Genomic DNA, 20601 nt, shown 5'->3' on the forward strand with positions numbered 1-20601 from the left:
ATCACGTCGGGGATCGCTTCGGTGTGCCCCGTCCAGCACCGAGCGGAGACAGTGTGAAGCAGGACAGCGCGGACAGCGAGCCCCTGGGCAGCCCGACCAGCCAGGACCTGGTGGTCGAGCTCGTCGGCTCTGGTCACGACGTCCTCCTCGTCGGCTGTGCCGACGGAGCCGTCGCCCGCGGGCTGGCCGCCGCCGGGTGCCGGGTCACAGGTCTCGACATCGACGAGTCCGTCGCCAGCGAGGCCGTGGAGTCCCTCGACCGGCTCGTCGTCCTCGACCTCGACGGCGGCGGGATCCACGACGCGCTGTCACCGGCGACGTTCGACGTGCTGGTCCTTGCTGGCACGCTCGGCCGCCTCGTCGACCCCGCCGGTGTGCTGCGCGACGCCGCCCGTCTGCTGCGCGAGCACGGCCGGGTCGTCGCCTCGGTCCCCAACGTCGCGCACGGCTCCGTGCGCCTGGCGCTGCTCCAGGGCCGGTGGGGCGCGGACGAGCAGCTGCATGGCTTCACCGACCGGAGCCTGCTCGACCTCCTCGAGAGTGTGGGCTTGGCCGCCGACGCACTGCGCTCGACCGTCGCGGACCCGCTCGAGGGCCCCGTGGCCGTCGACGACGCGATCGTGCTCCCGCGCGTGATCGAGTGGGTGCGCCACCAGCCGACCGCGCTCGACCGGGACTACGTCGTCGCAGCCCGGCGCGCCGGCGAGGCAGGCCCGCGGCCCGCGGTCGAGCCGGCGGCGTCGTACGCGTCGGTGCGCCGTCACGACCGGTACTCCGAGCAGATGGAGCAGGACCAGAAGGCCCGCTACGACCTGCTCACGATGCGCGACCACATCATCGGGCTCGAGGCGTCCGTCGCTGCCGCCCAGGCGCGCGAGGCCGACGCGAGGTCGCGGCTCCGCGCGGCCAACAAGCGGCTCCGGGAGCAGGCCGAGGAGAAGGTCGTGGCGGGCGACGCGGCCTCGGACAGCGAACGCGGCGGCGTCCGATCGGCGCTGCGCCGACGCGGCACCCGGAACGTCTGATGGACGAGTCCCGGCCCACGTTCTCGATCGTCACCCCGGTCTACAACCCGCCGCTGGACATCCTCCGGTCGACGATCGCCTCCGTGCGGGCCCAGGCGTTCAGGGACTGGGAGCTCATCCTCGTCGACGACCGATCGCCGGACGACGCCGTGCGCGAGGTGCTCCGGGCCGAGGCCGCGACCGACCCGCGCATCCGCGTCATCGAGCGGGAGACCAACGGGCACATCGTCGCCGCCTCCAACGACGGCATCGAGGCGGCCCGCGGCGAGTTCATCGCGCTGCTCGACCACGACGACCTGCTCGTCCCCCAGGCGCTGCGCGTGGTGCGCCGGGCGATCGAGCAGTACCCCGACGCGGACTACCTCTACTCCGACGAGGAGATCGTCGACGCCGACGGCGCGCGGCTCGGGCAGTTCCACAAGCCGGTCTGGTCGCCGGAGCGGCTCCGCGGCCAGATGTACACCGGGCACCTCTCCGTGCTGCGCACGTCCGTCGTCCGCGAGGTCGGCGGCTTCCGCGAGGGCTTCGACGGATCGCAGGACCACGACCTGGTGCTGCGGGTGACCGAGCGCGCCCGAGTGATCGTCCACGTGCCGCGCGTGCTCTACCACTGGCGGGGCGCGCCGGGCTCGGTCGTGCACGACCCGGAGGCGAAGCCGTACGCCTGGGAGGCCGGCCGCCGCGCGGTGCAGGAGCACCTCGACCGGGTCGGCATCGCTGCGACCGCGGAGCTCGGTCGGACTCGCCACTCGATGCGCCTCCAGCGTCGGCTCGACCCCGAGGTCACGATCAGCGTCGTGATCCCGACGCGGGGCAGCCAGGGTCTCGTCTGGGGCAAGCGCCGCACCTTCGTGGTCGACGCGATCCGCTCGATGCGCGAGCGAGGTGGCCACCAGCGGGTCGAGTTCGTGGTCGTCTACGACGAGGACACCGATCCCGACCGGCTCGACGAGGTGCGCGCGGTGGGCGGTCCGGACGTCAATCTCGTGCCCTACCGACCGCCGTTCAACTTCAGCGCGAAGTGCAACGTCGGCGTCGCCGCGTCGTACGGCGACGTGATCGTGTTGCTCAACGACGACGTCGAGATCGCCTCCGACGGCTTCCTGGTCGACCTCGTCGCGCCCCTCTACGAGGAGGGCGTCGGTGCGACCGGAGCGCGGCTGCTCTTCTCCGACAGCACCATCCAGCACGCGGGCGTCGTCGTGTTCGACGGAGGTCCCGGCCACGCGATGTACAAGATGCGCGGCACCACCCCCGGCCCGTTCAGCGCCCTGGTCCTCAACCGTGAGGTCTCCGCCGTCACGGGCGCCTGCATCGCGCTGAAGCGGTCGACGTACGAGCGGATCGGGGGCATGTCCGAGCAGTTCCCGCTCAGCTACAACGACGTCGACTTCTGCAACAAGATCACGGCGGCCGGCTTGCGGATCCTGTGGATCGCGTCGGCGACGGCCTACCACTTCGAGTCGAAGTCGCGCGACCCCGAGGTGCGGCCGTGGGAGAAGCAGCTCCTGGCCGAACGCTGGATCCCGCCCCTGCAGGACCTCTATCTGCCGACGTACCGACGGAACGGCCGCTCGGAGATCGGGGTGGCTCGGGGCAGCGCGCCGCGCGGGCACGACGCGGCCGGCCGTCCGGTGGCGCCGCGGGGTGACCAAGCGTGAGCACCACGGATCCCACCGGTCTCGCGTCCGGAGCGGCGCGGCCGGCTGCCGCGGCCGAGCCCCCGGAGACGCCGATGCCCTCGGGAGCATCCGCCAGCTGGGGACGCCGACTGCTCGTGCTCGCGGGTCTGGTGGCCATCGCCGCCACCCTGGTGCTGGCGCACGTCAAGGAGTACCCGCTCCTCTCGCCGATCGACGAGCTCCAGCACATCGACTACCTCGACCAGGCCAGCCGGTTCGACCTCGTCGAGGGCGGCGAGCGCGTGCACCGGACGGCGATGCGCGAGCAGTCGTGCCGGGGCATCGACTCCCCGGGCTTCGTGAGCCCCCCGTGTGCCCAGCGGCACCTCGACCCGGCTGCCTACCAGGAGTCCGGCTTCAACACCGCCGCCGCCGACCCGCCGGTCTACTACTACGCCACCGGTCTGACCTCGCGCGCGCTGGCGGCGATCCTGCCCGGCACCGACAGCATCGTCACCATCGGGCGGTCCCTCGGCACCCTGTGGCTCACCGCCGGGCTGCTCGTCACGTTCCTGCTGACGCGACGCCTCGGCGGCTCGACGGCCGCGGGCATGGCGGTCTGCCTGCTGGTCGCCAGCACGCCGGCGGTCCTGCACCCGAGCGCGACGATCACCAGCGACGCCCCGGCGCTGCTCGTCGGGGGCATGCTCGCCCTCGTCGCCTGGGCGGTGGTCCACGGACGCGCGCACCCCGCGTGGGCCGGTGCGGCCGCGCTCGTCGCGACCCTGGTGAAGGTCACGAGCATCGCGCCGATCGGGCTCACCCTGCTGTTCGTGCTGCTGATGATGCTGCCGATCGGGAACCGCGACGGCGCGGGAGCGGTGACGCCGCTCGCTCGCCGCCGTGGCCTGCTCACCATGGCGTCCGTCGTCGCCGGGACCCTCGTCGGGCTCGCGGGCTGGACCGCGGTCACCAGGATCATCACGCCGGCCGACGCCGAGCGCAGCCCGATGGCGCGGTTCGACGTCAGCTCCATCGGCTCCGACCAGCTGTTGACCAACGCCTTCGCGACCGTCACGCCCGTGGTCAACCCCTACGTGCCGGCCATTTTCGCGACGATGCTGCTGCTGGTGCTCGTCGCGGTGCTCAACCTGCTGCTGATCTCCGCGACGATCGGCGCTGCCTGGAGCCGCACGACCCACCGCTCCGTCCAGCTGCTGTCGCTCTCCACGCTCGTGACGATGCTGGTGGCGGGTGATGTGTTCGTGGGCGTCTACTTCTTCATCGCCCACGCCTATGTCCCCATCCCCGCGCGGTACGCGCTGGGGGTCCTGCCCATGGCCGCGGCCGTGCTCGCCAGCGTCGCGAGCCAGCGCCGGCACTGGGACTACGTACTCCTCGGACTCGGCCTGCTGAGCTTCGTGGTGACCCTCAAGAACGTGCTGACCTGACAATTCCCCGGCGGAATTCCTCCGGTCGGGCAATTCCCGCGTGAATCGCGAAATGGCGTTTTTTGCGAGCCGAATTATGCGCGCGGTTTTTGATATGTATTCTGGCTCCGTCTTTTTGTCTGGTGGTGGAGGGTGAATATGGCGCAGAAGATCCACATCGTGCTCGAGGACGACATCGACGGCAGCGAGGCCACCGAGACGGTGACGTTCGGCCTCGACGGCACGACGTATGAGATCGACCTCAACGACAAGAACGCCGCCAAGCTGCGCGACGCGCTCGCGCCGTACGTCGGCCACGGTCGCAAGGTCGGCGCGGCCCCGCGCCGGAGCGGCGGTCGCAAGGCCACGGCCACCGGCGCCGGCCCCACCGCGAAGGAGATCCGCGACTGGGCCCGCGAGAACGGCCACGACGTGCCCGACCGCGGTCGGGTCTCCGCGGACGTGCGCTCGGCGTACGACGCCGCCCACTGACGCTGACGGGCAGCCCCGCACCGGTCCGGACCGGTGCGGGGCTGTTCGCTGTGAGCGGACTCGGACTGATTCGGTGGCGATCGGGGAACGCGTAGGCTGTCCGTGGGGTTGGAGTACTCGTAGCCCCACCAGATGCTTTCAGGAGAGATGCGCATGTTCGAGCGGTTCACAGACCGAGCCCGCCGGGTGGTCGTGCTGGCCCAGGAAGAGGCCCGCATGCTCTCGCACAACTACATCGGCACCGAGCACATCCTGCTCGGCCTCATCCACGAGGGTGAGGGCGTCGCGGCCAAGGCGCTCGAGAGCCTCGACATCTCGCTCGAGGCCGTCCGCGCGCAGGTCGAGGAGATCATCGGCCAGGGGCAGCAGGCTCCCAGCGGCCACATCCCCTTCACACCCCGCGCCAAGAAGGTGCTCGAGCTGTCGCTGCGCGAGGCGCTGCAGCTCGGCCACTCCTACATCGGCACCGAGCACATCCTGCTCGGTCTGATCCGCGAGGGCGAGGGCGTCGCGGCGCAGGTGCTGCAGAAGCTCGGCGCCGACCTCAACCGGGTCCGGCAGCAGGTCATCCAGCTGCTCTCGGGCTTCCAGGGCAAGGAGGCGTCCGGCACCGGTGCCGGCGCCAGCGGTGCCACCAGCGACGCGCCGTCGTCGTCGCTCGTGCTCGACCAGTTCGGCCGCAACCTCACCCAGGACGCCCGCGAGGGCAAGCTCGACCCGGTCATCGGCCGGGAGCAGGAGATCGAGCGGGTCATGCAGATCCTGTCCCGCCGGACCAAGAACAACCCGGTCCTCATCGGCGAGCCCGGCGTCGGCAAGACGACGATCGTCGAGGGCCTGGCCCAGGACATCGTCAAGGGCAACGTGCCCGAGACGCTCAAGGACAAGCAGATCTACACGCTCGACCTCGGCGCCCTGGTCGCCGGCTCGCGCTACCGCGGTGACTTCGAGGAGCGCCTCAAGAAGGTGCTCAAGGAGATCCGCACGCGCGGCGACATCGTGCTGTTCATCGACGAGATCCACACCCTCGTCGGCGCCGGTGCCGCCGAGGGTGCGATCGACGCCGCCAGCATCCTCAAGCCGATGCTGGCCCGCGGCGAGCTGCAGACCATCGGCGCGACCACCCTCGACGAGTACCGCAAGTACCTCGAGAAGGACGCCGCGCTGGAGCGCCGCTTCCAGCCGATCCAGGTCGCCGAGCCGTCGATCGCGCACACGATCGAGATGCTCAAGGGCCTGCGCGACCGCTACGAGGCGCACCACCGCGTGACCATCACCGACGAGGCCCTGGTCTCGGCGGCGACGCTCGCCGACCGCTACATCTCCGACCGGTTCCTGCCCGACAAGGCGATCGACCTGATCGACGAGGCCGGCTCGCGGCTGCGGATCCGCCGGATGACGGCGCCCGCCGACCTGCGCGAGTACGACGACAAGATCAGCGACGTGCGGCAGCGCAAGGAGGCCGCGATCGACGGTCAGGACTTCGAGGCCGCCGCGCGCCTGCGCGACGAGGAGAAGCAGCTGATCGCCAAGAAGTCCGAGCGCGAGAAGCAGTGGCGCGCGGGCGACATGGACGAGGTCGCGGAGGTCGACGAGGAGCTGATCGCCGAGGTGCTCGCCGTGGCGACCGGCATCCCGATCGTGAAGCTCTCCGAGGAGGAGTCCACGCGGCTGCTCAAGATGGAGGACGAGCTGCACAAGCGGGTCATCGGGCAGGAGGAGGCCGTCAAGGCGCTCAGCCGCGCGATCCGGCGTACCCGTGCCGGCCTCAAGGACCCCAAGCGCCCCGGCGGGTCGTTCATCTTCGCCGGCCCCTCCGGTGTCGGCAAGACCTGGCTGTCCAAGACGCTCGCCGAGTTCCTCTTCGGCGACGAGGACGCGCTGATCCAGCTCGACATGTCGGAGTTCGGCGAGAAGCACACGGTCTCGCGGCTCTTCGGCTCGCCTCCGGGCTACGTCGGCTACGAGGAGGGTGGCCAGCTCACCGAGAAGGTGCGGCGCAAGCCGTTCTCGGTCGTGCTTTTCGACGAGGTCGAGAAGGCGCACCCGGACATCTTCAACAGCCTGCTGCAGATCCTCGAGGAGGGTCGCCTGACCGACTCGCAGGGTCGGGTGGTCGACTTCAAGAACACCGTCATCATCATGACCACCAACCTCGGCACCCGCGACATCGCCAAGGGCGTCAACCTGGGCTTCCAGGGCGGTGCGGGCGGTCCCGGCGACTACGACCGGATGAAGAACAAGGTGCAGGACGAGCTCAAGCAGCACTTCCGCCCGGAGTTCCTCAACCGCGTCGACGAGATCATCGTGTTCCCGCCGCTGTCGCAGGAGCAGATCGTCGCGATGGTCGACAACATGATCGCCTCGGTCGAGCTCCGCATGCGCGACCGCGACATGCGGATCGAGCTCACCCAGGCCGCGAAGCAGCTGCTCGCCGAGCGCGGCTTCGACCCGGTCCTGGGCGCCCGGCCGCTGCGACGGACCGTGCAGCGCGAGATCGAGGACGTGCTCGCCGAGAAGATGCTCTACGGCGAGGTCGGCCCCGGCCAGATCGTGCTCGTGGGCGTCGAGGGCGAGGGCCCGACCGCGACGTTCACGTTCGAGGGTCAGAAGGTCGGCGTGCTGCCGGACCTCCCGCCGTTCGAGACCGCCGAGGTCGCTCCTGTGGAGGGCCCCGACGACTCCGACAGTGGGACGGATCTGCCCCGCGCCGAGTGAGACCCGCGAGTCGGCGCGTCTTGCCCGGCTGAGAGGCGCGAGTCGGCGCGTCTTGCCCGCCCCTCTGGGGATAGAACGGGCAAGACGCGCCGACTCGGCATTTCAGGGCAGCGCGTAGGTCTCCGGGCCGACGCGGGCGACCAGGCCGTCGTCGACCAGGCTGGCCAGGCACCGCACCCGCTGGGCCTCGTCGGACCAGGCGGCGTCGAGCCGGCTGCGGTGCACCGGGCCGTCGCTGTCGCGGAGGACGCCGAGCAGGCGGCCCCGGCACTGGCGGTCGGTGCCGGCCCACGCCTGCACCTTGCGCGGCGGCCCGTCGTACGCCGGCCGCCCGGCGGCCCGCCAGGCGCACTGGTCGGCGATCGGGCAGGCGTCGCAGCGCGGGCCGGCGGCCGTGCACACCAGGGCGCCGAGCTCCATCACCGCGACCGACCAGGTGGCTGCGGTCGCCTCGTCCTCCGGGAGCAAGCCGCGGGCGACCTCCCGCTCGGCCTTGGTGACCGAGGGCGCCGGGAACTCCACGCCGGCGATGGCGCGGGCGAACACCCGGCGCACGTTGGTGTCGAGCACGACGTGGCGCCGCCCGTGGGCGAAGCTGGCGATCGCGGCAGCCGTGTAGTCGCCGACGCCCGGCAGCGCCAGCAGGTCGTCGTACGACGCCGGCACCTGCCCGCCGTGCTCCTCGACGATCGCAGTCGCGGCGGCGTGCAGGCGCAGGGCGCGGCGGGGGTAGCCGAGCCGGCCCCAGGCCCGGACCGCCTCGCCGCTCGACTCCGCCGCGAGGGCGGCCGGCGTGGGCCAGCGCTCCAGCCACTGCTCGTGGACGGGCAGCACGCGGGCGACCGGTGTCTGCTGGAGCATGAACTCCGAGACCATCACCGACCACGCCGACGCGTCCGGCCGGCGCCACGGCAGGTCGCGGGCGTGTTCGTCGTACCAGCGCAGGATCGGCTCGTGCAGGTCACTCATGGCGGTGCCCATCCTGCCCGGTGTGGCACCACCACCGGCGGCGGGGCGCTGACTAGCGTGACCCCATGCCTCCGATGACTCGTGGTCCGCTGCCCGCGCGGACCTACTGGGTCCGGCGGTTGATGGTGCTCGGCACCGCGGTGCTGCTGGTCTTCGCGATCGGCAGGATGCTCGGCAGCGGGAGCGACGGCTCGGACGGCGACGACGCCGCTCAGCTGAGCGCGGACACCCCGACGTCCTCGGCGCCGACGACCACCGGGACGTCCACCGCTCCCACCGCGACCGCCACGAGGACCGGGAAGCCGAGGAAGGGCCGCACCAGCGCGGCGCCCGTGCTCGCGACCCCGACCGGCCCCTGCCTGGGCTCCGACGTCGTCGTCGAGCCACAGGTCCGCAACGCCGTCGCCGGCCGCGACGTGCTGGTGGGCCTCCGGCTGCGCACCATCACCTCCGAGGCGTGCACCTGGCGGGTGTCCCCGGACACGCTGACTCTCAACATCACCTCCGGCGACGACCGGATCTGGTCGAGCCGCGACTGCCCGCGCGCGATCGTGCGGCGCGACGTCGTCGTCCGCAGGGCGGTCACCACCAAGGTCGGCGTGATCTGGTCGGACGCGAAGCGCTCGGACGAGGACGGCTGCACCGCGCGCACCGACTGGGCGGGCGCGGGCTGGTACCACGTGACCGCCGCGGCGCTGGGCGGGGAGCCGTCCGACCTGCAGTTCGAGCTGACCCTGCCGACCGCGGCGACGATCACCAGGACCGCGACGCCCAAGCAGACCCCCACCCAGAAGCCCTCCGGCAAGCCGAGCGGCAAGGCCACCGGGAAGCCGAAGGGGAAGCCGAGCGGCTCGCCCTCCGGCGCGGTCGAGCCGGACTGACGGTTCGATACCCACAGACGAAACGGTCGGTCCGATCGGTCGGGAACGACCACTACGTCTGTGGGTATCGCAGCGGGGCCGCTAGACGTAGCGCTCGAGGATCGTCGACTCGGCCAGTCGGGAGAGGCCCTCGCGCACGCTGCGGGCGCGGAGCTCGCCGACGCCCTCCACGGCCTGGAGGTCGTCGATGCCGGCGGAGAGCAGCTTCTGGAGAGTGCCGAAGTGCTCGACCAGCCGGTCGACCACGGCGCTGGGCAGGCGCGGCACCTTCGCGAGCAGGCGGTAGCCGCGCGGGGCGACCGCGCCGTCGAGGTGCTCGCCGGTGCCGAGGCCGAGCGCCTTCGCGGCGGCGGCCGGGTCGACGAGCTCGGTCGACGAGAGCGACTCGAGCCGCGCCAGCACCGACTCGGGGCTGCGGGAGCGGCGGCCGATGGGCAGGTAGTCGCGGATCACCAGCTCGCGCTCGGTGTCGACGCCGGTGATGAGCTCCTCGAGCTGGAGCGAGAGCAGTCGGCCGTCGGTGCCGAGCTCGAGCACGTAGTCCTCGATCTCGCGGGCGATCCGGGTGACCATCTCGAGCCGCTGTGCCACGACCGCCACGTCGCGGACGGTGACCAGGTCCTCGATCTCCAGCGCCGACAGGGTGCTGGACACCTCGTCGAGCCGGAGCTTGTAGCGCTCGAGCGTGGCGAGCGCCTGGTTGGCCCGGGAGAGGATCTGGCCAGAGTCCTCGAGGACGTGCCGGGTCTCGCCGACGTACGCCGCGATGATCTGCATCGACTGCGACACCGAGATCACCGGGAACCCGGTCTGGCGGGCCACCCGGTCGGCGGTGCGGTGCCGGGTGCCGGTCTCCTCGGAGGGGATCGTGTGGTCGGGCATCAGGTGCACGGCCGCCCGCGAGATGCGGGTGACGTCCTTGTCGACGATGATCGCGCCGTCCATCTTCGCCAGCTCACGCAGCCCGGTCGCCGTAAAGGGCACGTCGAGCATGAAGCCGCCCGTCGCGATCGACTCCACGACCTTGTCGTGGCCGAGCACGATGAGGGCGCCGGTGCGGCCGCGCAGGATGCGCTCGAGCCCGTCGCGGAGCGAGGTGCCCGGGGCGATCGAGGCGAGCGTGGCGCGCAGCCGCAACTGCTCGTCGGAGCGGTCGATGGCCACCTCGGGGTCCCCTCCCGGTGCTGGAGTGCCGCGACGTCCCTGGCCGCGCGCGCTCAGTCTAGGGTCTGCGGCCGCCCGCTGAGGTCACAGAACGCTCACGGCTGGACACCTCGGCCCGACGTCAGAACCCCGGCAGGTCGTTGTCGTCGACCGCCCGCAGGTCCTGCCGGCGCCGGTCGGGCAGGAGGTCGAGCATCCTGATCGCGCCACTGACGTCGGCGACGTCGACCACCCGCATGCCCTCGACGGTCCAGGACTCGGGGCTCCGCGGGCGCTTCGGCCCCGCCTCGGTGGGCACGACGGCGAGCTGGAAGCCGAGCCGGGCGGCCTCGGCGAGCCGCTGCGGCAGGTCGCGCACCCTCCGGAGCTCGCCGGCGAGACCGATCTCGCCCATCGCGACGACGCCCCGCGGGGTGGGCAGTCCGCGGCTGGCGGAGGCGAGGGCGACCGCGACGGCGAGGTCGCTGGCCGGCTCCACCACGCGGGCACCCCCGACGGTCGAGGCGAACACGTCCATCGTCTGCAGCCGGATCCCGCAGTGCTGGTGGAGCACCGCCATCACCATCGCGACCCGCGAGGAGTCGAGCCCGGACGTCGTACGCCGGGGGCGCTCGGACGCGCTGTGGGTCACCAGGGCCTGCACCTCGGCCAGCATCGGGCGACGCCCCTCCATCGTCACGGCCACGCAGGTGCCGGGGACCTGGTTGTGGTGGCTCTCGACGAAGAGGCCGGTCGGGTCGGTGACGGCGGTGATGCCGTCGGGTCCGAGGTCGAAGCAGCCGACCTCGTCGACGGGGCCGAAGCGGTTCTTCATCGCCCGCACCATCCGGAACCGCGAGTTGCGGTCGCCCTCGAAGTGGAGCACCACGTCGACGAGGTGCTCGAGCACTCGCGGGCCGGCGATCGAGCCGTCCTTGGTGACGTGGCCGACGAGCACCGTGGTGATGTTGCGGGTCTTGGCCATCCGGATCAGCGCGGCGGCGACCTCCTTGACCTGGGTGACGCCGCCGGGCACGCCCTCGACGCCGGAGGCGCCGATCGTCTGGACGGAGTCGACGACCAGCAGGGTCGGCCGGGCCTGCTCGATGTGGGTGAGCACCGCGCCGAGGTCGGTCTCGGCGGCGAGGTAGAGCTCGTCGTGGACGCCGCCGGTGCGGTCGGCGCGGAGCCGGACCTGCGCGGCGGACTCCTCGCCGGTGACGTAGAGGGTGCGTCGCTGGTAGCGAGCGGTCTGCGCGGCGACCTCGAGCAGCAGGGTGCTCTTGCCGACGCCGGGCTCGCCGGCGAGCAGGATCACCGCCCCGGGCACCAGCCCCCCGCCGAGCACCCGGTCGAGCTCGGGCACGCCGCTGGAGCGGAACTGCGACTCCTCGACCGACACCTGGCCGATCGGCACCGCCGGTGCGGTGACCGGGCTCGCCGCGGTGCGGCCGACGGGCGCGGCAGCAGCCTCGGCGACCGAGCCCCAGGCCTGGCACTCACCGCAGCGGCCGACCCACTTCGCGGTCTCCCATCCGCACTCGGAGCAGCGGTAGGCGGACCTGGGGGGCTTGGGCATGGGCGACACGCTAGGCGCAGGCGCCGACAACGCGACGACAACGATCCGACAACGGTCGCGCAAGAGGCAGCGAGCAACCGTTCGGGCCGGGCAATGTGGTCTCATTGGAACGATCTAGCGGTCGCCCTGCTGAGTCGAGGAGGTACGGGTGTCCCGACGTGACGACGCGAGCGCGGCTCGGTCCCACCACCTGCCGTCCGTTGCGCGCACCGGTCCGGTGTCGGTCAGCCCCCCGACCCTCGCCGACGTCGCCGAGCGCGCGGGCGTGTCGAGGCAGACCGTCTCGAACGCCGTCAACAACCCCGACCTGCTCCGCCCCGACACCCTGGCGCGGGTGCAGGAGTCGATCGAGGCGCTCGGCTACTCGCCCAACCGCGCCGCCCGCAACCTGCGCACCCGGGCCTCGCACCTCATCGGCATGCGCATCGGCCCGGCCCAGGAGGGCACGGCCAACGCCACCATGGACCGGTTCGTGCACTCGCTGGTGGAGACCTCCCGCGAGGCCGGCTACCACGTGCTCCTCTTCGCCGGCGACGGCCACGACCCCGAGGCCGGGTACGCCGACCTGCTGCGCTCGACCGCCGTGGACGCCTTCGTCGTCACCGACACCTACCTCGGCAACCCCCAGGCCTCCTGGCTCGAGGAGCGGCGGGCGCCGTTCGTCGCGTTCGGCCGCCCCTGGGAGGCCCTGAACTCGCGGCACCCCTGGGTCGACGTCGACGGTGCCGCCGGCACCGAGCTCGCCACCCGGCACCTCCTCGACAAGGGCCACGAGCGGATCGCCTGGATCGGCTGGCGCAAGGACTCGCGCATCGGCGAGGACCGCCGGTCGGGCTGGACCCGCGCCATGCACGAGCGCGGCCTGCCCACGACCGGCCTCGCCTCGCGGGTCGAGGACACGATCAGCTCCGGACGCGAGGCCAGCGCCCACCTGCTCGACAGCGCCCGGCCCTCGGCGTTCGTGTGCGCCTCCGACACCCTCGCGATGGGCGTGCTGCACACGCTCCGCGACCGGCACCTGCGGGCGGGCGACAACATCGCCGTCATCGGCTTCGACGACTCCCAGGTCGCCCAGGTCGTGCCTCCGGGCCTCACCTCGGTGCGGCAGCCGCTCGAGCAGGTCGCGGTCGAGGTCGTGAAGGCCCTGGAGGGCCTGCTGGCCCACCCGCCGCTCGTCGGCACGGGCGTGATGCTCACGCCGACGCTGGCCGTGCGCGGGTCGTCCTAGAAGCTCCGCCACCAGACGTTCACGGCGTAGTCGACCTCCGTGCCGGCGTGCTCGGAGAGCACGGCCGCGGCGACAGCGGGGTCGAGCTCGATGCGCACCACCGACTCCAGGTCGGCGCGAGAGCCGAAGGACCAGCGCATGTCGACCGGGATCCGCGTCCAGCCCTGGGTCGACCAGAAGCGCTCGACCGCGACCGGGTCCACGTCGGGGTAGCCGCGGCGGAACCAGGAGCCGAAGGTCGAGCGGCTCGCGTCGTTGTCGATCACGTACGCCGTGCCCCCGCGTCGTACGACGCGGTCGAGCTCGGCGAGACCCGGCTCGCAGCCGGGCCCGAAGAAGTACGCCCAGCGGGCGTGCACGACGTCCACGGAGGCGTCCGGCAGCGGCAGCGACTGGGCGGTGCCCTGGTGCACGGTGACGTGGGCCAGCCTCCGGGTGCGGCGCCGGGCGAGCGCCACCAGGTCGGCGTGCGGCTCGACGCCGATCACCGCGCCGGCGGTCGCGGCCAGCCACGGCAGGTGGAAGCCGCTCCCGCAGCCCACGTCGAGGACGGTCCGGCCGTCCCAGGACGCGACCGACCGCATCGCGGCCTCGATCGCGCCGTCAGGGTCGACCGCGCGGTTCTCGACCTCGTAGGTCGCCGTGTGGTGCCAGATGTTGGGGCTCGGCCGAGCCCCGGGAGAGACGGTCAGAGCCGGACGAGCCCGTTGGGCGTCTGGAACTGCGCGGCGAGGATGCCGGGCGTGCCGTTGGGCGCGACCCACTCGACCTTGACGTCCTCGAGCGGCGCCTCGACCGACTCGCCGAGCCACTCGCTGACGCGCTGCGGGTCGCCGGCGATCTCCAGGCAGGCCAGGGAGAAGTCGGCGTCGGCGCCGGCGCTCGGGTGCATCTCGCGCGGCACCTCCCACTGGATGAAGAACGGCAGCTGCGGGTCGGCGATCAGGCCGTTGACGCCGATCTGCCGCCACAGCAGCTCGGAGCCGTCCGGCCGGCGCCGGTTGCCCTTGGCCGCCTCGCGACCGAGGCGCTGCTCGACCGTGCTGATGTCGGACACCGCGACGACCCACCCGAGCCAGCCGCCACCGAGGGCGGAGCGGGCGCGCACGGCCTGCCCGAAGGGGGCCTTGTCGGAGGCCGGGTGGTCGAGCACCTCGACGATCTCGAGGTAGGTGTCACCGGCGAGCGGCAGGATCATGTTGCGGGTGCCGAAGCGAGGGTGGACGCCGCCGTCCACGAAGTCCTTGCCGAGCAGTCCCCCCAGACGTTGGGCAGTGCTGGCGAGGCCATCCGGTCCTGCGGCGAAGGAGAGGTGGTCCAGGCGCATGCTCAGATTGTGTGCGTGTGCGGACCGTCACTGGACACCGGGGTCCCGGTTTCTTGACGTCGAGACGAATCCCCGCGCGGGTCAGTGCGGGTCAGCCGGGTGGAGCGCCAGGGCCGACCGCGACCGCACGTGCGCGTCGCAGTGCCGCACCAGCTCGTCGTACGCCGCCCTGCCCATGAGGGCGACGAGCTCGGCCTCGTGGGTGACGTAAACCGGCTCCACGGCGACGTGGGCCTCGGTGTTGCCCGAGCAGTACCAGTCGAGGTCGTGCCCGCCGGGGCCCCAGCCGCGGCGGTCGTACTCGCCGATCGAGACCTCCGTGTACGTCGTGCCGTCCTGGCGCTCGACCGTGCGGAACGTGCGCCGGATCGGCAGCTGCCAGCACACGTCGGGCTTGGTCTCGACGGGGTTCTTGCCGATCACGTACGCCAGCGCGTGCAGCGCGCAGCCGGCGCCGAGGTGGAAGTCGTTGCGGTTGTGGAACACGCACGCCTGCTGGCCGTCGACGATCGTGGTGAGCGTCTTGCGCTCGCCGTCCTCGTCGACCTCGACCCAGTCGTTGGTGCGGACCTTGCGGCCCTTGGGCTTCTGCTGCCACAGCTCGTCGTCGAGCATCCCGACGTACGCCGCGACGCGCTTCTCGTCGTCCTTGTCGGCGAAGTGCGCGCCGAGCGTGCAGCAGCCGACGTCGGGTGCGTCGGCGTAGATGCCCTGGCAGCCCTGGCCGAAGATGCACATGAAGCTCGACGTGAGCCAGGTCAGGTCGCAGCGCAGGACCTCGGACTCGTCGGCCGGGTTCACGAACTCGACGTACGCGCGGGGGAACACCAGGTCGACTTCGGGCACACCCCAACCCTACGGGCTGGGGCTACGCTGCCCGCGTGCCAGGACGCATGCTGGCGACGACCGCCGCGGCCGCGGTGCTGCTCGCCGGCGCCTGCTCCTCGGACACCGACGATCCGCAGCCGGCCCGGAAGGCCGCCGCGACGAAGTCGTGCGAGGTGACCCTCGACCTCGAGGAGCTCGATCGCTCGGCGCTCCATCCCATCGACGGCGGGAGCACCGTGCTCGACCGGGACCTGCGCGCCACCCGGTCGCCGGAGGGCTACCTCTGCCTGGACATCGTGACCGACCACGCCGACTACGGCTCGGAGGCGGTGTCCTACCGCATCGTGGCGCGTCAGGGCGACCACGAGTGGCGCAAGGAGGGCGAGGAGCCGTCCGGGAAGCCACCCATGCGCGTCGAGGCCTCCGGTTGCGTCACCGCGACCGCGGCGCTCACGGCCCTCGGCGCCGGCGACCGGACCTATCGGTACCGGGCGCGGCTGCGGGTCGACTGCGACGGCGCGACGTCGCCGCCCTAGTAGCGTGGGCTCCATGCGGCTGGGCGTCCTCGACATCGGGTCCAACACCGGGCACCTCCTCGTCGTCGACGCCCACCGTGGCGCGGCCCCGCTGCCGGCCTTCTCGCACAAGGAGCCGCTGCGCCTCGCCGAGCACCTCGACGCCGACGGCGCGGTCACGCAGGCGGGGATCGACGCGCTCGCCGACTTCACCTCGCAGGCCCAGCGGGTCGCGGAGGAGAAGGGCTGCGAGGACATGCTGGCGTTCGCGACCTCGGCGGTCCGCGACGCGGGCAACTCCGAGGCGGTGCTGGCCGAGGTCGAGGAGCGGACGGGGTGCTCGATCGCCGTGCTGTCCGGCGGCGACGAGGCCCGCCTGACGTTCCTCGCCGTACGCCGCTGGCTGGGCTGGTCCGCGGGCCGGCTGTGGGTCTTCGACATCGGCGGCGGTTCGCTCGAGATGGCCGGTGGCGCGGACGAGGAGCCCGACGTCGCCTGGTCTCTGCCGCTCGGCGCGGCCCGGCTCGCACGCCAGCACTTCGCCTCTGGGGAGCTCGACGAGGAGGTGCTCCACGCGCTGCGCAAGACGGTCCGGGCCGAGATCGCCCGCGACGCCGGCCGGCTGCTGCGCCTGGGGGCACCCGACCACGCATCCGCGACGTCCAAGACGTTCCGGTCCCTCGCTCGCATCTGCGGGGCGGCGCCCTCGGCCGAGGGGCCGCTGGTCGCCCGGTCGCTGCCGCTCGCCGAGCTCAGCGAGTGGATCCCCAAGCTGACGGCGATGTCGCGCGACGAGCTGGCGGCGCTGCCCGGGGTGTCGGCCAACCGCGCCCACCAGATCGTGCCCGGAGCGCTCGTCGCCGAGGCGGTGATGGACCTGTTCGGCCTGTCTGCGTTGGAGATCTGCCCCTGGGCACTGCGCGAGGGCGTGATCCTCGAGCGGCTCGACCAGCTCGACGGGCTGGTGTGAGGCGACGGTGACGACGATGCCCAGGGTCGGCCTGTCGACGGTCTCGGTCTATCCCGAGTCCTCGGCGCACGCCTTCACCTACGCCGCCGAGCTCGGCTACGACGCGATCGAGGTGATGGTCGGGATCGACGCGATCAGCCAGCAGACGTCGGCGATCAGGCAGCTCTCCGAGCACCACGAGATGCCGATCGCGGCCGTGCACGCACCGTGCCTGCTCTTCACCCAGCGGGTCTGGGGCACCGAGCCGTGGGGCAAGCTCGAGCGGTCCGCCGAGATGGCGCAGGCGGTCGGCGCCGAGGTGGTCGTCGTGCACCCGCCGTTCCGCTGGCAGAAGACCTACGCCCGGGACTTCGTCGACGGCATCGCGGCGCTGGAGGCGTCGACGGGGCTGATGTTCGCGGTCGAGAACATGTACCCCTGGCGGGCCTCCGGCCGGAAGATGGAGATGTACCTCCCGGGCTGGGACCCCTCCGACCACCCCTACGCCAACACCACGATCGACCTCTCGCACGCGTCGATCGCCCATGACGACGTCGTGGCGATGGCCGAGCGGCTCGGCGACCGGCTGCGGCACATCCACCTGACCGACGGCAACGGGTCGGCCAAGGACGAGCACCTCGTGCCGGGTCGCGGGTCCATGGGCGCCGACCGCTTCCTGAGGCACCTGGCGCAGACCGGCTTCAGCGGCGAGGTGGTGCTCGAGATCAACACCCGCAAGTGTGCCGACCGGGCAGAGCGGGAGCGCGACCTGCGCGAGTCGCTGGAGTTCACCCGCCAGCACCTGGCGGTCGGTACGCCGTGACCGGGCCCCCGCGGCGGGGCCGCCGGCCCGGTGCGCCCGACACCCGCGCCGCGATCCTCGCGGCGGCGCGCGCCCGCTTCGCCGAGCACGGGTTCGCGAGCACGTCGGTCCGCTCGATCGCCGCCGACGCCGGTGTCGACCCGGCGCTCGTGCACCACTACTTCGGCACCAAGGACGACCTCTTCGTCGCCGCCCTCGAGCTGCCGGTCGACCCCCGCGAGCGGCTGGCGGGGGTGATCGCCGAGGGACCGGACGGCGCGGGGGAGCGGATGCTCCGGGTCTTCCTCTCGGTCTGGGACGACCCCGACCTGCGGCTCCCGCTGCTGGGGCTGGCCCGCAGCGTCCTCGACCCGTCCGGGCAGCGGCTGCTGCGCGACGGCTTCGTGCCGGCGGTGCTGCACCCGGTCGGCGTGGCCCTCGGCATCGACCGGCCCGAGGTCCGGATGCCGCTGGTCGCCAGCCAGGTGATCGGCCTGATCCTGACCCGCTACCTGCTCGAGGTCGAGCCGATCGCCTCGATGCCGGCCGACGACGTGGTCGCCGTCTACGGACCCACGATCCAGCGCTACCTCACCGGCCCGCTGCCCTCCGCCTAGCGGAACCGGCCGGCCGTACCCCCTTGCCCAAGCGCCGCCGCAGGACCACAATTCATCGCATGGTGAAAAACGCGGTCGAGATCCACGACCTCCACGTCGTCCGCGGGGGACGCACCGTGCTCGAGCACCTCGGCGTGAGCATCGGCGGCGGCGTGACGGGACTGCTCGGTCCGAGCGGCTGCGGCAAGTCGACGTTGATGCGCTGCCTGGTCGGCGTCCAGCAGGTCGAGGCCGGCAGCGTCACCGTCTTCGGTGAGGACGCCGGCAGTCCGGGGCTGCGCGCGCGGGTCGGCTACGTCACCCAGGCCGCGAGCGTGTACGACGACCTCTCGGTCGACGAGAACCTGCGGTTCTTCGCCCGCGTGCTCGGCGTCGGCCGTGAGCACGTCGACCGGGTCGTCGACGCGGTCGACCTCGGCGACCACCGCGGCCAGGTCGTCGGCCGGCTCAGCGGCGGGCAGCGCAGCCGGGCCAGCCTGGCGGTCGCGCTGCTCGGCGAGCCGGACCTGCTGGTGCTCGACGAGCCGACGGTCGGCCTCGACCCGGTGCTGCGCGAGGACCTGTGGGCGCTCTTCCACCGCCTGGCCGAGCGCGGCGCCGCGGTCTTCGTCTCCAGCCACGTCATGGACGAGGCGGAGCGGTGCGACCGGCTGCTGCTGATGCGGGAGGGCCGGATCATCGCCGACGGGACCCCCGGCGAGATCAAGGAGAAGGCCGGCGCCGAGACCGTCGAGGGCGCGTTCCTCGCCATCGTGAGGCGGGATGCGGCATGACGCCCACGACGACCCTCGCCGTCAGCGGCCGGGTGCTGACCCAGATCCGCCGCGACCGGCGCACGCTGGCGATGCTGCTCGTGCTCCCGTGCCTGCTGATCACCCTGCTGTGGTGGATGTTCGAGGACACCCCGGTCTTCGACGAGGTCGGCCCGGCGCTGCTCGCGATGTTCCCCTTCATCGTGATGTTCCTGGTCACCAGCGTCACCACGCTCCGCGAGCGCAGCGGCGGCACGCTCGAGCGCCTGCTGGCGATGCCGATGGGCAAGCTCGACTTCCTCCTCGGGTACGGCGTGGCGTTCGGCGTCATCGCCGCCGTCCAGTCGGTCCTCGCCGTGGCGCTCAGCGTCGGCCTGCTCGGCCTCGACGTGCAGGGCCCGGTCTGGCTGCTCACCGTCGTCGCGATCGTCGACGCCGTGCTCGGCACCGCGCTCGGCCTGTTCGTCAGCGCGTTCGCGCAGACCGAGTTCCAGGCGGTCCAGTTCATGCCCGCGATCGTGATCCCGCAGATCCTGCTCTGCGGGCTCTTCGTGCCGCGCGACCAGCTGCCGACCGTCCTGGAGTGGGTCAGCAACGTCCTGCCGCTCAGCTACGCCGTCGACGCCATGCAGACGCTGACCCGGACCGCCGAGACCGGCGACGTCTGGCGCGACCTGGCGGTGGTCGCGGGGTACGCCGTGGCCGGCCTGGTCCTCGGGGCAGCGACCCTGCGCCGGCGTACCCCGTGAATTCCGTGAGCGGGGCAGGCCCGTCGTAGCCTGAACGCATGTCCTTGCTCCGTCAGCCGCTCCTCCTCCTGTCCCGCAGCGCCGCGGTGCAGAAGCTGGTCAGCACCATGCCGGTCTCGGCCGGCATCGTCCGCAGCTACGTCCCCGGCGAGTCCACCGACGCGGTCGTCGACGCCACCGCCCGCCTCGCCGACGACGGCCTGCTGGCCACGCTCGACTTCCTCGGCGAGGACACCCTCGACGCCGACCAGGCCGAGGCGACGACCCAGGCCTACCTCGAGCTGCTGCAGCGGCTCGCCGAGCGCGGTCTGACCCGCAGCGCCGAGGTCTCGGTCAAGCTCAGCGCGATCGGCCAGTTCCTCCCTGACAACGGCCACAAGGTCGCGCTCGAGAACGCCCGCACGATCTGCCGCGCCGCGCGCAACGCGGGCACCACGGTCACCCTGGACATGGAGGACCACACCACCACCGATTCGACGCTGACGATCCTGCGCGAGCTGCGCAAGGACTTCCCGGAGACCGGTGCCGTCCTCCAGGCGATGCTCCACCGCACCGAGGCCGACTGCCGCGCGCTGGCCCACGAGGGCTCCCGCGTCCGCCTCTGCAAGGGCGCCTACCTCGAGCCCGAGGACGTCGCGTTCCAGGACCGCATCGACGTCGACAAGTCCTACGTGCGCTGCCTCAAGGTGCTGCTCGCCGGCGAGGGCTACCCGATGATCGCGACCCACGACCCCCGGATGGTCGAGATCGCCTCGTCGCTGGCCAGCCGCAACGGTCGCGAGCCGGGCAGCTACGAGTTCCAGATGCTCTACGGCATCCGACCCGAGGAGCAGCGCCGGCTGGCCGCCAAGGGCGAGAAGGTGCGCGTCTACGTGCCCTACGGCACCGAGTGGTACGGCTACCTGATGAGAAGGCTCGCCGAGCGTCCGCAGAACCTGACATTCTTCGTGCGGTCCCTGATCTCCAAGAAGTAGG

20 protein-coding genes are annotated in these 20601 nt (G+C 72.2%); 14 read left to right on the forward strand and 6 right to left on the reverse strand.

Features of this window, described 5'->3' with window-relative positions:
- Positions 1–53: 53 nt before the first annotated feature.
- From HZF07_RS17770 to HZF07_RS17790, 5 genes are all read left to right on the forward strand, one after another.
- Positions 54–1025 carry a class I SAM-dependent methyltransferase gene (locus HZF07_RS17770; RefSeq protein WP_157343488.1) on the forward strand — a complete coding sequence of 324 codons (972 nt, stop codon included), beginning with the start codon at positions 54–56 and terminating at the stop codon, positions 1023–1025.
- Entirely contained in the window at positions 1025–2686 is a 1662-nt protein-coding gene (locus HZF07_RS17775; RefSeq protein ID WP_157343490.1) for a glycosyltransferase family 2 protein, read from the forward strand. Before HZF07_RS17770 ends, HZF07_RS17775 begins: the two co-directional genes overlap by 1 nt.
- Positions 2683–4098: a hypothetical protein gene (locus HZF07_RS17780; protein ID WP_157343493.1), complete on the forward strand. Its 1416-nt coding sequence runs from the start codon at positions 2683–2685 to the stop codon at positions 4096–4098. The genes HZF07_RS17775 and HZF07_RS17780 overlap by 4 nt, the downstream gene beginning before the upstream one ends.
- Before the next feature lie 138 nt (positions 4099–4236).
- Positions 4237–4569: a histone-like nucleoid-structuring protein Lsr2 gene (locus tag HZF07_RS17785; protein WP_157343495.1), complete on the forward strand. Its 333-nt coding sequence runs from the start codon at positions 4237–4239 to the stop codon at positions 4567–4569.
- A gap of 153 nt (positions 4570–4722) precedes the next feature.
- On the forward strand, positions 4723–7287 hold the full coding sequence (locus HZF07_RS17790) for an ATP-dependent Clp protease ATP-binding subunit (RefSeq protein WP_157343497.1): 2565 nt from the start codon (positions 4723–4725) through the stop codon (positions 7285–7287).
- 102 nt (positions 7288–7389) lie between these two features.
- On the opposite strand, the gene HZF07_RS17795 is transcribed toward HZF07_RS17790, so the two are convergent.
- Positions 7390–8256: an HhH-GPD family protein gene (locus HZF07_RS17795; protein WP_157343500.1), complete on the reverse strand. Its 867-nt coding sequence runs from the start codon at positions 8254–8256 to the stop codon at positions 7390–7392.
- 65 nt (positions 8257–8321) lie between these two features.
- Between HZF07_RS17795 and HZF07_RS17800 the strand changes: the two genes are divergently transcribed.
- Complete coding sequence (locus tag HZF07_RS17800; RefSeq protein WP_157343502.1) at positions 8322–9137, forward strand: hypothetical protein; 816 nt, start codon at positions 8322–8324, stop codon at positions 9135–9137.
- 81 nt (positions 9138–9218) lie between these two features.
- Here the strand turns inward: HZF07_RS17800 and disA are convergent, their stop codons facing one another.
- A complete protein-coding gene (gene disA, locus HZF07_RS17805; RefSeq protein ID WP_181645331.1) occupies positions 9219–10301 on the reverse strand; it encodes a DNA integrity scanning diadenylate cyclase DisA in 1083 nt (360 codons plus the stop codon).
- A gap of 121 nt (positions 10302–10422) precedes the next feature.
- The gene (gene radA, locus HZF07_RS17810; protein ID WP_157343504.1) at positions 10423–11859 is read right to left on the reverse strand and encodes a DNA repair protein RadA; all 1437 of its coding nucleotides are present in this window, start codon (positions 11857–11859) and stop codon (positions 10423–10425) included.
- 148 nt (positions 11860–12007) lie between these two features.
- On the opposite strand from radA, the gene HZF07_RS17815 reads away from it, so the two are divergent.
- Positions 12008–13087, forward strand: a complete 1080-nt coding sequence (locus tag HZF07_RS17815; protein ID WP_309504827.1) for a LacI family DNA-binding transcriptional regulator — start codon at positions 12008–12010, stop codon at positions 13085–13087.
- Here the strand turns inward: HZF07_RS17815 and HZF07_RS17820 are convergent.
- The 3 genes from HZF07_RS17820 to HZF07_RS17830 form a co-directional block, all read right to left on the reverse strand.
- On the reverse strand, positions 13084–13671 hold the full coding sequence (locus tag HZF07_RS17820; RefSeq protein WP_232523071.1) for a class I SAM-dependent methyltransferase: 588 nt from the start codon (positions 13669–13671) through the stop codon (positions 13084–13086). The genes HZF07_RS17815 and HZF07_RS17820 overlap by 4 nt on opposite strands.
- A gap of 104 nt (positions 13672–13775) precedes the next feature.
- On the reverse strand, positions 13776–14414 hold the full coding sequence (locus tag HZF07_RS17825; protein WP_157343506.1) for a VOC family protein: 639 nt from the start codon (positions 14412–14414) through the stop codon (positions 13776–13778).
- A gap of 81 nt (positions 14415–14495) precedes the next feature.
- Positions 14496–15260, reverse strand: coding sequence for a hypothetical protein (locus tag HZF07_RS17830; RefSeq protein ID WP_181645332.1), 765 nt, complete (start codon positions 15258–15260; stop codon positions 14496–14498).
- A gap of 35 nt (positions 15261–15295) precedes the next feature.
- Here HZF07_RS17830 and HZF07_RS17835 point away from each other — a divergent pair, with 35 nt between their 5' ends.
- From HZF07_RS17835 to HZF07_RS17865, 7 genes are read left to right on the forward strand one after another with little or no spacing between them, the layout of a single operon-like run.
- Positions 15296–15778, forward strand: a complete 483-nt coding sequence (locus HZF07_RS17835) for a hypothetical protein (protein ID WP_157343508.1) — start codon at positions 15296–15298, stop codon at positions 15776–15778.
- Between the two features lie 13 nt (positions 15779–15791).
- On the forward strand, positions 15792–16727 hold the full coding sequence (locus tag HZF07_RS17840; protein ID WP_157343510.1) for a Ppx/GppA phosphatase family protein: 936 nt from the start codon (positions 15792–15794) through the stop codon (positions 16725–16727).
- A gap of 16 nt (positions 16728–16743) precedes the next feature.
- Positions 16744–17529: a sugar phosphate isomerase/epimerase family protein gene (locus HZF07_RS17845; protein ID WP_157343512.1), complete on the forward strand. Its 786-nt coding sequence runs from the start codon at positions 16744–16746 to the stop codon at positions 17527–17529.
- A complete protein-coding gene (locus tag HZF07_RS24585; protein WP_181645333.1) occupies positions 17526–18125 on the forward strand; it encodes a TetR/AcrR family transcriptional regulator in 600 nt (199 codons plus the stop codon). Before HZF07_RS17845 ends, HZF07_RS24585 begins: the two co-directional genes overlap by 4 nt.
- 59 nt (positions 18126–18184) lie before the next feature.
- On the forward strand, positions 18185–18898 hold the full coding sequence (locus HZF07_RS17855; RefSeq protein WP_157343514.1) for an ABC transporter ATP-binding protein: 714 nt from the start codon (positions 18185–18187) through the stop codon (positions 18896–18898).
- Entirely contained in the window at positions 18895–19626 is a 732-nt protein-coding gene (locus HZF07_RS17860; RefSeq protein WP_157343516.1) for an ABC transporter permease, read from the forward strand. Before HZF07_RS17855 ends, HZF07_RS17860 begins: the two co-directional genes overlap by 4 nt.
- A gap of 38 nt (positions 19627–19664) precedes the next feature.
- Complete coding sequence (locus HZF07_RS17865; RefSeq protein ID WP_220131846.1) at positions 19665–20600, forward strand: proline dehydrogenase family protein; 936 nt, start codon at positions 19665–19667, stop codon at positions 20598–20600.
- Position 20601: the final 1 nt, after the last annotated feature.

The sequence above is a fragment of the Nocardioides agri genome, assembly GCF_013778305.1.
Lineage (GTDB): Bacteria > Actinomycetota > Actinomycetes > Propionibacteriales > Nocardioidaceae > Nocardioides > Nocardioides agri.